The sequence below is a fragment of the uncultured Aquimarina sp. genome, from assembly GCF_947492405.1.
Taxonomy (GTDB): domain Bacteria; phylum Bacteroidota; class Bacteroidia; order Flavobacteriales; family Flavobacteriaceae; genus Aquimarina.
Genome location: NZ_CANLMP010000002.1, coordinates 815,889 through 828,014, shown reverse-complemented (window position 1 = coordinate 828,014; position 12,126 = coordinate 815,889). Strand labels below are relative to the sequence as shown.

Annotated in this window: 11 protein-coding genes; 6 read left to right on the top strand and 5 right to left on the bottom strand. The window is 31.6% G+C overall.

What is annotated here, in order from left to right:
- The first annotated feature begins 51 nt into the window (after positions 1–51).
- The 3 genes from dinB to Q0829_RS09850 all read left to right on the top strand — a co-directional run bounded on the left by dinB (position 52) and on the right by Q0829_RS09850 (position 4,201).
- Complete coding sequence (dinB, locus tag Q0829_RS09860) at positions 52–1,149, top strand: DNA polymerase IV (protein WP_298542002.1); 1,098 nt, start codon at positions 52–54, stop codon at positions 1,147–1,149.
- 54 nt (positions 1,150–1,203) lie between these two features.
- Complete coding sequence (locus Q0829_RS09855; RefSeq protein WP_298542001.1) at positions 1,204–1,953, top strand: hypothetical protein; 750 nt, start codon at positions 1,204–1,206, stop codon at positions 1,951–1,953.
- A gap of 91 nt (positions 1,954–2,044) precedes the next feature.
- Complete coding sequence (locus Q0829_RS09850) at positions 2,045–4,201, top strand: P-loop NTPase fold protein (RefSeq protein WP_298542000.1); 2,157 nt, start codon at positions 2,045–2,047, stop codon at positions 4,199–4,201.
- Here Q0829_RS09850 and Q0829_RS09845 read toward each other — a convergent pair.
- The 4 genes from Q0829_RS09845 to Q0829_RS09830 form a co-directional block, all read right to left on the bottom strand.
- Entirely contained in the window at positions 4,198–5,343 is a 1,146-nt protein-coding gene (locus Q0829_RS09845) for a methionine aminotransferase (protein WP_298541999.1), read from the bottom strand. The genes Q0829_RS09850 and Q0829_RS09845 overlap by 4 nt on opposite strands.
- A gap of 78 nt (positions 5,344–5,421) precedes the next feature.
- Positions 5,422–5,601, bottom strand: coding sequence for a hypothetical protein (locus tag Q0829_RS09840; protein ID WP_298541998.1), 180 nt, complete (start codon positions 5,599–5,601; stop codon positions 5,422–5,424).
- Positions 5,602–5,809: 208 nt separating this feature from the next.
- On the bottom strand, positions 5,810–5,968 hold the full coding sequence (locus tag Q0829_RS09835) for a hypothetical protein (RefSeq protein ID WP_298541997.1): 159 nt from the start codon (positions 5,966–5,968) through the stop codon (positions 5,810–5,812).
- A gap of 182 nt (positions 5,969–6,150) precedes the next feature.
- Positions 6,151–7,848: an AraC family transcriptional regulator gene (locus Q0829_RS09830; RefSeq protein WP_298541996.1), complete on the bottom strand. Its 1,698-nt coding sequence runs from the start codon at positions 7,846–7,848 to the stop codon at positions 6,151–6,153.
- Positions 7,849–8,230: 382 nt separating this feature from the next.
- Between Q0829_RS09830 and Q0829_RS09825 the strand changes: the two genes are divergently transcribed.
- The 3 genes from Q0829_RS09825 to Q0829_RS09815 all read left to right on the top strand — a co-directional run bounded on the left by Q0829_RS09825 (position 8,231) and on the right by Q0829_RS09815 (position 11,748).
- Positions 8,231–8,896 (top strand): succinate dehydrogenase cytochrome b subunit, encoded by a 666-nt coding sequence (locus Q0829_RS09825; RefSeq protein WP_298541995.1) that lies wholly within the window; start codon positions 8,231–8,233, stop codon positions 8,894–8,896.
- 10 nt (positions 8,897–8,906) lie between these two features.
- A complete protein-coding gene (locus Q0829_RS09820) occupies positions 8,907–10,922 on the top strand; it encodes a fumarate reductase/succinate dehydrogenase flavoprotein subunit (protein ID WP_298541994.1) in 2,016 nt (671 codons plus the stop codon).
- Between the two features lie 79 nt (positions 10,923–11,001).
- Positions 11,002–11,748, top strand: coding sequence for a succinate dehydrogenase/fumarate reductase iron-sulfur subunit (locus Q0829_RS09815; protein ID WP_298541993.1), 747 nt, complete (start codon positions 11,002–11,004; stop codon positions 11,746–11,748).
- Between the two features lie 81 nt (positions 11,749–11,829).
- Here the strand turns inward: Q0829_RS09815 and Q0829_RS09810 are convergent, their stop codons facing one another.
- Positions 11,830–11,997, bottom strand: a complete 168-nt coding sequence (locus tag Q0829_RS09810) for a hypothetical protein (protein WP_298541992.1) — start codon at positions 11,995–11,997, stop codon at positions 11,830–11,832.
- Positions 11,998–12,126: the final 129 nt, after the last annotated feature.

Genomic DNA, 12,126 nt, shown 5'->3' with positions numbered 1-12,126 from the left:
GATGAACACTTTTGAATAGTTTATATCTGCTATTTTTGTGGTATACAAAGAATGAAGAGTCAGAGAAAAATCATACACGTAGATATGGACGCATTTTATGCATCTGTTGAACAAATGGACAACCCAGAGCTTAAAGGAAAACCTCTGGCTGTGGGTGGAGGAGGAAAACGTGGTGTTGTCAGTGCAGCAAGTTATGAAGCACGTAAGTTTGGTGTTCGTTCTGCAATGCCAGGATTTACAGCTAGAAAGTTATGTCCTGATTTACTCTTTGTGCGACCCAGGTTTGATCGGTATCAGGAGATTTCGAAACAAATCCGTAAAATATTTTTTGACTATACAGAATTAGTAGAACCTTTATCACTAGATGAGGCATATCTCGATGTAACCGAAAATAAAAAAGGAAATCCCAGTGCATCTTTAATCGCCCAGGAAATCAGACAACGAATTTTTGATGAAGTAGGATTGACAGCTTCGGCAGGAATATCTATTAATAAATTTATCGCAAAAGTAGCTAGCGATTATAACAAACCTAATGGTCAGAAAACCGTAAATCCAGAAGAAGTTATGGCGTTTTTGGAGGATCTGGATGTTAAGAAATTCTACGGAGTAGGAAAAGTGACACAAGCTAAAATGTACCAATTAGGTATTTATACCGGAAAGGATTTAAAAATGAAATCAGAAGAGTTCCTTACTCAACATTTTGGCAAATCCGGAGGGCATTATTATAAAATTGTTAGAGGAATTCATTTAAGCGAAGTAAAACCAAATAGAGAACGAAAATCCCTTGCTGCAGAAAGGACTTTTAGCGAGAATATTTCTTCTGAAATATATATGTTGGAACGACTGGAAAATATTGCAGAGGAATTACAGAAACGCTTAAAAAGAAGCAAAGTAGCTGGGAGGACGGTGACACTAAAGATTAAATACAGTGATTTTACACTTCAGACTAGAAGTAAAACATTACCTTATTTTGTAAGTGATGCAGCTATACTTTTGGAGACGGCAAAGGAGTTACTATATCAATCAGAAATGAAGAACTCTGTGCGATTACTTGGGATTTCACTTTCTAACCTAAATACAGCTCAGAAAGATCAAAAGAAAAAGGAAAAGCAAGAAATAGAGATTATTCAGTTACGATTTGATTTCTAGAAGTTATGATTTGATTAGGAAGAGTTTGTAATTAAACTGTAATTTGCGAATATCATGATTAGGAGTAAAAAGACTAGGTTTAGAATTGTTAGTACGCTTATTTTATTTGTGTTTGCATTTTTGTATCATCTAAGTCCGTATAAATTAGAGTTTCTTGGGGACTATGATAAAATATGGGCGCATAGAGCCAATAGTATTGAAAAACTTCATTCGGCATTACAATATTTTAAAGGAGTAGAATTAGACTTGATGTATAATGTAGAAGGAGATTTTTTGGATGTAAATCATCCACCTACTGAATCAATAGGTTTAAGATTCGAAGACTATTTCGATACTTTAGATAAAACGGAACATCCATTACTGTGGTTAGATATCAAAAATCTGAATAGAGATACAGCCAGCGATATTTTAGATAAATTACTTCAGGTTTTCAGGAAAAGAAATTATCCGTTGCAAAATATTTTAATTGAAACGCGCTATCCAGAGGTATTACCTTTGTTTACCAAAGAAGGGTTTAAAACTAGTTATTATTTGCCATATGATTTAAGGAAAAGAGATGAAGATGAATTGCGAATTGAAATATTAAAGATTGAAAAAACTTTAAATGACCAACCGGAAATAGGTATTTCTACTAATCATAAAGATTATCATATCATAAAAGAGCACTTTCCTAATCGCAGAAAGTATATTTGGATACTGGTTCCCTTTCTAAATATCGATTTTTTTGGTACAAAGGAAATTCTAAAGGATGAAAAAGTTGAGGTTGTTTTGATAAATTATAATTTACTGAAAGGGAATCGATAGAGATTTTGGATTTTATGTTTGAATTTTCCCCATTTTGATCTAAATGAATACATTGTTTTATATATATTTAGATTATTAAAAGTCTAAATTAATGTCCGAAGTAAAAAAAGAACAAGGAAATCATTTTTTATCTGAATCTCCAATACATTTATCAGAGCAAGATCTTCTAAATTATAGGCATTATGCTGAGAAGGTGCGTAAAGTCATTCAAAACAATACCAATAACTCCGAACCTTTAGTAATTGGGATTTATGGTAAGTGGGGTGAAGGGAAATCATCATTTCTGAATCTTCTCAATAAACAGATTGATGTTTTTAAAAAAGATAAAGATGATAAAGGAATAATGAAGTATCATTTTAATCCTTGGAGATATGGCACTGAAGATGAAATGCTAGTTGCATTTTTTGAAGGATTGGCTCAGAAGTTATTTTTAGAAAAAGAATCCAATTTGAAGATAGCTGGTGAATACATTGTAAAGTCAAGTAAATATTTAAAGTCAATAAAACTTTCTGCATCAGCTGGTATTCCTAAGTATTTGGGAGCGAAGATGATTTTTGATCCAAGTAAGATCTTTGAGACTTTGGGGGAAGATCTTAAAGGAGAAGAATTGTCTTTAGAATCTTTTAAGGAGAAAATTGATAGCGCTTTGGAAAATTCTAACTACAAAGTAGTAATATTTATAGATGATATCGATCGATTAGATAAGAATGAGATCTTCACGTTGCTTAAAATTGTAAAGCTAAACGGAAACTTTAAAAATTTGGTATATATAATTACAATGGATCCAGATCATGTTGCTAGAGCGATTAAAAGTAGATATGGGGATAATGATGACGATGGAAAATTGTTTCTTGAAAAAATAATAAATATCCCCGTGCATTTGCCTAAAGTAGAGGATGTTGATTTAAAAAATTTCTTTGAAAAAAAACTTCTTCAAACTTTTTCAAGTATTTATTCTGAATCCAAATATTTGCAAGAAGATAATGACAAAAAACAGGAGTTAGAGGAAATCTTGGATAATTATAGAATTACAAAATTTAATACTCCAAGAGAAGTTATAAGAATATTAAATAGCTTTTATATTGCATTGTTTTCTATAGGAGATGAAGTGCATATTAGCGATTTATTTTGGATAGAGTATATAAAAATAAAATATGGTTCTTGCTATGAAATCATTAAGAATTATAATAAGAATCATGTTAATTTAGCTGAATACAGGATTACTTCGAATAATATTTTTGGAGATGATGAGGTGTTGGAGAATGGAGATGTATTCAATGTTGTAAATAAATTATTTCCTAATAATATCTCTTTAGAAATGGATGAAATTGAGCTTAGTTCATCTAGTAGAATTTTGAATAGCAAAAAAGAAAAAAGAGTTAATCATAAAGATCATTTCGATAAGTATTTTTCATATCATTTAAATAATAAAATAATCATTGGAGATTTTAATTCTTATTTGGATGCAGTAATTGCAGGTAAAAATGATGAAGGAAGTAATTTAATAAAAAACTTGATTGAAAAATATGGTGCCCAACAATCTTTGCTTGAGTTGGAATTATTAATTGATGACTTACAAGATGAAAGTAAGGCTAAGTTGTTAAATTCATTAATAGATCATAGAGGGTTTTTTGATGATGATATTCGAAATATATTTGGGAGAACTATAAAAATAGAGTTGATAGAGAAAGTAGCTGTTGTTTTTGATTCAATGGATAAGGTAGATAAGGAGTCAATTTTGATTATTTCCGATAAATTAAATTATAAAGAACTAAGTCATTTTGCTAGGAAATTTAAAAAAATATCATTTAAACAAGAGTTGGAAAATAAGATTCTGATTAAAGTAAAATCTTTAAGCGAAGAGAATAAGCCTTTTTTTAAATTTCCTGAAAATGTTATGAATAAAATGGTTATGAGTATTTGGAAAGAATTAGAGCCTGAGGAGTTTGATAACTTTATTGAAGAAAATATAAATTCCAAAGAGCTTGTAGCTCTTTTAATAAGAAACTTTTCAGGATATTGGAATGGAAGCTTCTTTGGGTCGTTAACAAAAGAAAATTATGATTTTATGAAATCTTTAATAGATGTACACCTAATTAATAAAACAGTAAATAAATACTATAATATTGATTTGGAGAAAATTAATATCAATCAACAAGATCACAGAGACGAACGTTCAATTAAAGAGAATGTAGAGGAATTCGTTTATCACTATAAAAAAGATATGGATTCTATAGATTTCCGCTAAATTTTACACAAAATCTCTGCAGCCCGTTTCAAGGTGTCATCTGTTTTTGCAAAGCAAAATCGTAACACTTTATCATCTTGTTGATTTAGATTAAAAACCGAAACAGGAATGGAAGCAATTTTATGTTCTTTTGTTAACCTTTCGGCGAAAGCCACATCCCATTCATCAGTAATAGTTGTATAATCTAATAATTGGAAATAAGTTCCTGCTGCAGGAACGTATGAAAATCGAGAATCTTTGATTAGTGATAAGAATAGATCTCTTTTTTTCTGATAAAAATCCGGTAGAGATACATAATGTTCTGGGTTTTTTAAGTATGCTGCTAATGCATATTGCATAGGATGACTACTGCAGAATACATTAAATTGATGCACCTTTCTAAATTCTGCCATCAGATCTCCAGGTGCTATGCAATATCCCATTTTCCAGCCAGTAGTATGAAACGTTTTGCCAAAAGAAGCAGTAATAAAAGCTCTTTCTGCTAATCCAGGAAATCTGGCGATACTTTGATGTTCCTGACTATCAAAAATAATATGTTCATAGACTTCGTCGCTTAGTAAAATAATATCAGTGTTTTTTAATAAAGCTTCTAGCTCCAGCATATCGTTTTTTGATAAAACTGTTCCAGTTGGATTATGTGGAGTATTGATAATGATCATTTTAGTTTTGGAAGTGATTTTACTGGCAACTTCTTTCCAATCAACAGTGAAATTAGGAGCTGATAATTGAACAGGAACGACCGTTCCGCCAAATAATTCTATAGAAGGTTCATAAGAATCATAGGCTGGTTTAAAAATAATAACTTCATCTCCAGTACTTATAAATGCAGAAATAATTGTAAAAATAGCTTGCGTAGCTCCAGAAGTAATAGTTATATCAGTTTCGGGATGGTAGTCACTATTATAAAGGGAATTGGTTTTTTCTGCAATCACCTCTCTTAAGGACAATAAACCTGGCATTGGAGCATATTGATTATGTCCTTTCTGCATACCAATAGTAACCAAATCGATTAATTTTTTGTCAGTTTTAAAATTTGGAAATCCTTGAGACAGATTAATAGCTTTATAATCATTTGCCATTTTACTCATCACTGTAAAAATTGTAGTTGATACGTTGGGCAATTTTGTGTGGATATTCCTCATAGTTATAAATCAAAAAAGAAAAGGTATAAAAAAACCCTGAAAATGTCAGGGTTTATTGATGACGAATTAAATTAACATCTAAAATATATGGCAATAACCTTGGTTACATCTATCAGAAAAATCACCAGTAACTTCCCAGCAATCCTGTGATGTTTCGCAACGTAGATTTGTTCTGCAATAATAGCCTCCGTTGATAGATAGCTTTTCTGATTTGTCTAATTTGGCAACGTCTTTTAATTCTAGAATTTTTGATAACATAATTTTGTGTTTTAAATTATTGATGTTTTACCTACTCTATGAAAAGGTTTTCGGTATACCCTTGTTAAAAATCAAGTATTAGTTATACAGTGATTTTTTATTCAAGGTATACCGAAATGGAGGCGTAAAAAAATGATACATCCGTATTTTGCGAAAAATACGGATGTAAAAAGAGTGATGAATGAATAGATTAATTCTTTTATCTATTTTAAAGAATGTTATCACAGTCACACATGGTATCATGCGATCCTGTATCAGGTTTTGTAGGATCACATTCCCCACCTTTTATTTTTATCATTGTATTTGGGTTGATCTTAGCAATAGTTAGCTTTTTTAAGGTAATGGTGTTTCTTTGTTTTGTTTTCATAATGGTAATAGTTTTAAATGAGTTTTATTTATATACACTCCAACGAATATGATTTCAAGGTACTTTTTATACCCGGAAATTCATAAATAGATAACCGTATTTTAAAGAAATTAAGGTGAGAAATATAGACTAAGGAACAGTGTTTTTATCTTTTGGAAGAATTCGCTTAATGCTATGAGGTTTTAAGAGTTGTGATCTTGATTATTTATTTTTTTGATATAGTAAGATGGATTTAATCCGGTCTTTGATTTGAAATGCTTGGTAAAAGAATTGTCGGTTTTATATCCAATTTCTAAGGCAATTGATTTAACAGAAAAGGATCTGAATTTTTTGTCGTTTTTTATTCTTTTTAGTGCATATTCAATTCTTAGGTCATTAATATAATCGTTAAAACTAGCTGCCTTATGTGTTTTAATGATTTTGGATAAATAGGTAGTGTTTGTTTTTACTTTTTTAGACATGGATCTAAGATCACAATCAGTATTTAAGAAATATTCCTGATTTTCGAGTTTTTCCAATCTATTTAGTACGGCATTTACTTTATCATCATTAATTACTACTGTTGTTTGCACTGATTTTTTTTCTTTCGATTCTAGTGAGTCTATTTTTTCTAATAATTCATTAAACCGTGCATTGTTTGTTTTTTGTTTTTTGAAATACTTAAAAACGATAAAAATCAATATAATACATACAGATAATAGTAGGAAGAATGTATATTCTTTATAACGTTCTTCTTTCATTTCTTCATTTGTAAGTATTTCCATTCGATTTTCTAATTCATCAATCTCTTGTTTATGTAATTTAGTAATCGTTTTATGTTTTGCATCTTCAAATTGATCTTTTAATTTTATGAGTTTTTGTAACCAATGCGTAGCTTCATTGGTTTTGCCTATTTTAGAATAACAATTTGCTAATAAAATGTATGTATCAAGTACTCTACTATTTCGAGCATCTTTTTCTTCTAAGATGGGGATAGTATTGTTTAGATAAGAAATTGCCTTGTTATATTTTTTTTCCTCATAAAAATGATTTGCGAGAAAGTAATTAATATTTAAAATTGATTTTTTTTGAGTAATTTTCTTATTAATGAGAACCTCTTCAGCTTTACGAAAGTATAGTAATGCTTTTTGATTGTCGTTTTTATGGGAATACACAACCCCTTTTTTTGTATACAAATCAATGGATCCAATAGAAAAATCTAATGATTTGCTAATAGCTAAACCGATATCTGCATAGTGATTAGCAGAATCGTATTTTTTTTGATCCAAATAAATTTCGCTTATTATATTAAGAAGCCTGACGTGATTTTCGGTATTTTTATCAATTGAGTTTTCTGTAAGTTTTAATGAGTTTTTACAAACTTTTAAGGCCTTGTCATGCTGTCCCATTCTTCTTAGAATAATGGATATGCTCGAATTGGTAATAAATTCATTTCTAATATACCCATTATTATGAGCAATAGTTAAGGCTTTGTTATAATAATCTAAAGATTTTTGGTTTTTCCAATCCTTTAAATATGAATTACCGGATGCAATAAAATATTTGCACAAAAGAGAATCATTTTTAACCTCTTTAACAGATTTAATGGCTTTGTCTAAATAGTATATACTACGATCGTATTTTCCTTTCTCATAAAAACTATCAGAAACACTATAATAGTGCTCCGCTAAAATCGAATGGTCACTAGAAAGATTGGAAAGAGCAGCTTCATAAAGTTTACTTTGTTCAGCATTATGGGATTGTATTATGTATTCTATTAATTCTTGAGGAGATTTGGTTGCTAAACTATCTTGCGCGTTGGATTGATTTGCATTTGTTAGTGTATTTCCTAAAATGAATAAAGGTATTAAAAGAATAAATTTTAATAAGAACTGTTTCACCTAAAAGTAATGTATTAAAAGTTTGATTGTTTTTCAAAAATAGTGTTTTCGTTTTTTAATATTTTGAAGAGACGATAACTAACAGCTTTATGACATCTTTTTACAATATTAGTTTTGAAATATCAATTTGACGATGTAAACGTAATAGTTGCAAGCCTGAATTCCATTATGATTTATGAGGTAAAATTAACATTTTAGTTATGAAGCTAATTGCTTTTTGTTCAAAGTTAGTACTATATTTCAAACGATTTCGTAATGAAAGCTAAACAAAATTTATAATCTATTTTAATTCATTATAAATACCGTATTATAGGGCTAAAACCTTGTTAAAAACAAGTTTGAAGCTTATTTTTGCTACTCAAAATTTTAAACATTCTTAATAATGAGTGGATTGATAAAATCTTCAATAGCTAGAAAAGTGGCGATGGCACTTTCGGGACTTTTCTTAGTATTTTTCTTATTACAGCACTTTACCATCAATTTTACTTCTGTTTTTAGCCCGGATACTTTTAACGAATTATCACATTTTATGGGTACAAATCCATTAGTACAGTTTGCTTTACAGCCGGTATTAATTTTTGGGGTAGTTTTCCATTTTATTATGGGATTTGTTTTAGAGATAAAAAATCGAAACGCCAGAGCAGTTAAATATGCTAAATATAGTGGTGGGGCTAATTCTTCCTGGATGTCCAGAAATATGATTCTTTCTGGATTAGTGATTTTAGCATTTTTGGGGTTACATTTTTATGATTTCTGGATTCCTGAAATGGTACATAAATATGTGGAATTCGCGCCAGAGGATCCAACTCGCTATTATCACGAATTATTAGAGAAATTTGTGAGCCCTGTGCGTACAGGATTATATGTGTTATCCTTTGTTTTCTTGGCATTGCACTTGTGGCATGGGTTTGCATCATCGTTTCAATCGGTAGGATTCAATAACAAGTTTTCTGTAGGAGCGACTAAGTTTGCAAAAGTATTTGCCATCGTAATTCCGTTAGGATTTATTATTGTATCCTTAGTATTACATTTTAATAATAATCACTAAAACCACTATTATGTCAATTTTAGACTCTAAAATACCAGAAGGTCCACTGGCTGATAAGTGGACAAAACATAAAAATACAATTAACCTGGTGAATCCTGCCAACAAGCGAAATATAGACGTTATTGTTGTGGGAACTGGATTAGCAGGAGGAAGTGCTGCCGCTACCTTGGCAGAGCTTGGATATAACGTAAAAACATTTTGTTATCAGGATTCTCCTCGTCGTGCGCATTCTATTGCGGCTCAAGGTGGAATCAATGCAGCAAAAAACTATCAAGGAGATGGAGATTCTAATTACCGTCTTTTTTATGATACCGTAAAAGGAGGAGATTATCGATCTAGAGAGGCAAATGTGTATCGATTAGCAGAGGTTTCTGGAAATATTATCGATCAGTGTGTGGCGCAAGGTGTGCCTTTTGCACGTGAGTATGGTGGATTATTAGACAACCGATCCTTTGGAGGTGTATTAGTTTCTCGTACTTTTTATGCTAAAGGACAAACGGGTCAGCAATTATTGCTAGGAGCATATTCAGCAATGAATCGTCAGATCAATCGTGGAAAAATACAAGCTTTCAATCGTCATGAGATGTTAGATCTAGTGAAGGTTGACGGAAAAGCGAGAGGTATTATAGCTCGTAACTTAGTTACTGGAGAAATTGAACGACATTCTGCACATGCTGTAGTTTTGGCTACCGGAGGATATGGAAATGTATTTTTCTTAAGTACGAATGCTATGGGAAGTAATGTAATGGCAGCTTGGAGAGCACACAGAAGAGGAGCTTTTTTTGCAAATCCTTGCTATACACAGATTCACCCTACTTGTATTCCTGTATCAGGAGATCATCAGTCTAAATTAACGCTAATGTCAGAATCATTGCGTAATGATGGTCGAATTTGGGTTCCAAAAAGAAAAGAAGATGCAGAAGCGATACGTGCAGGTAAATTAAAACCGACACAGTTATCCGAAGAAGAAAGAGATTATTACTTAGAACGTCGTTATCCTGCTTTCGGAAATTTAGTTCCTCGTGATGTAGCTTCCAGAGCTGCAAAAGAGCGTTGTGATGAAGGTTTTGGAGTAAATAAGACTGGTGAGGCTGTATATCTAGATTTTGCTGCTGCAATCCAAAGATATGGGAAAGAAAAAGCATTAACATCTGGGATTCATAATCCTACTCCAGAACAGATATTAGAATTAGGAGAAAAAGTTATCGAAGATAAGTATGGTAACCTTTTCCAGATGTATGAGAAGATCGTAGATGAGAATCCATACAAAACACCAATGATGATTTATCCTGCAGTACATTATACAATGGGAGGTCTTTGGGTAGATTATAACTTACAAACCACTGTTCCTGGTTGTTATGCTGCGGGAGAAGCTAATTTCTCTGATCACGGAGCGAATAGATTAGGAGCATCTGCATTAATGCAAGGTTTAGCCGATGGATATTTCGTTTTACCTTATACTATTGGAGATTATTTATCTCATGATATTCGTACCGGAAAAATCCCAACAGATACCCCAGAGTTTGATAAAGCAGAGAAAGATGTAAAAGATCGTATCGAAAAATTGATGGGCGGATCTGGAGAACATTCGGTTGATTATTACCATAAGAAATTAGGTAAAATCATGTGGAATAAATGCGGAATGTCTCGAAATGAACAGGGATTAAAAGAAGCAATCGATGAAATTGCTGCTTTGAGAGAAGATTTCTGGAAAAACGTTAAGGTTCCTGGAGCGGCTAATAGCATGAATCCAGAATTAGAAAAAGCAGGAAGAGTTGCAGATTTCCTTGAATTAGGAGAATTATTTGCAAAAGATGCTTTGGATAGAAATGAATCTTGTGGAGGACACTTTAGAGAAGAATCTGTTGAACAAGATGGGGAACAGAAGGGAGAAGCTCTTAGAGATGATAAAAACTTTAAATATGTTTCTGCTTGGGAATATAAAGGAGAGCCTAAAGATGCTGTACTTCATAAAGAAGATTTAGTATTTGAAAACATTGAATTAAAAACACGTAGTTATAAATAGTTGATGGTTGCTAGTTGTTAGTTTATGGAATACGATTAAAACTAACAACAAACAACTGACAACCAAAAACTAAAATAATATGAATCTTACATTAAAAATATGGCGTCAGAGTGATGCTAAGTCACAAGGAAAGATAGTAGAATACCCAATATCTGGAATTGAAGGTGACATGTCTTTTTTAGAAATGTTAGACGTGTTAAATGAAGAATTAATTACTAAAGGTGAAGAGCCTGTAGTTTTTGATCATGATTGTAGAGAAGGAATATGTGGAGCTTGTTCTTTACAGATTAATGGAGAACCGCACGGACCAGACAGACTAGTAACTACTTGTCAATTACATATGCGAAAGTTTAATGATGGGGATACTATTTTTATAGAACCTTTTAGAGCAAAAGCATTTCCTGTAGTAAAGGATTTGATGGTAGATCGCAGTGCTTTCGATAGAATCCAACATGCAGGTGGATACATTTCTGTAAATACTTCTGGAAACACTATTGATGCTAATGCTATCCCGGTTAATAAAGATAATGCAGATGATGCATTCGCTGCTGCCACGTGTATTGGATGCGGTGCTTGTGTAGCTGCTTGCAAAAATGCTTCTGCTATGTTGTTTACATCAGCTAAAGTATCTCAATATGCTTTGTTACCACAAGGACAAGTTGAGGCAACAGATCGTGTGATGGCTATGGTAAACCAAATGGATGAAGAAGGATTTGGTAATTGTACCAACACAGGAGCTTGTGAGATAGAGTGTCCAAAAGGAATTTCTTTAGAAAATATTGCACGTATGAATCGTGAGTATATGAAAGCTAGTATAAAAGGATAATTTATTTTAGGACAGGACATATGAAATATAAAAAGCCTCTGTTTTATCAGAGGCTTTTACATTGTATATTTTTGCTAATACCTATCCTTTTCCTATAGCAGCATTTAAAACGCCACCTTTTATATTGGAATTCATCTCAAGGTCACCACCTATTTCACTTCCGTTACCATTTCCACCATAAATTAATGATAAATTGACTGTTTTATAACTTGTAAAGTCGCTAATAGCGATTATTTTTTGATTTTTCATAATATTTTAAGTTTTTTGATTACACTAATTTCCCTGTAAGTTTAAGTAAAAAAGAACAAAAAACTATTAAAGTTGTTTGAATTTTTCTTTTATATAGAAAGATTTCATAGTCATAAATTTGATAATGGA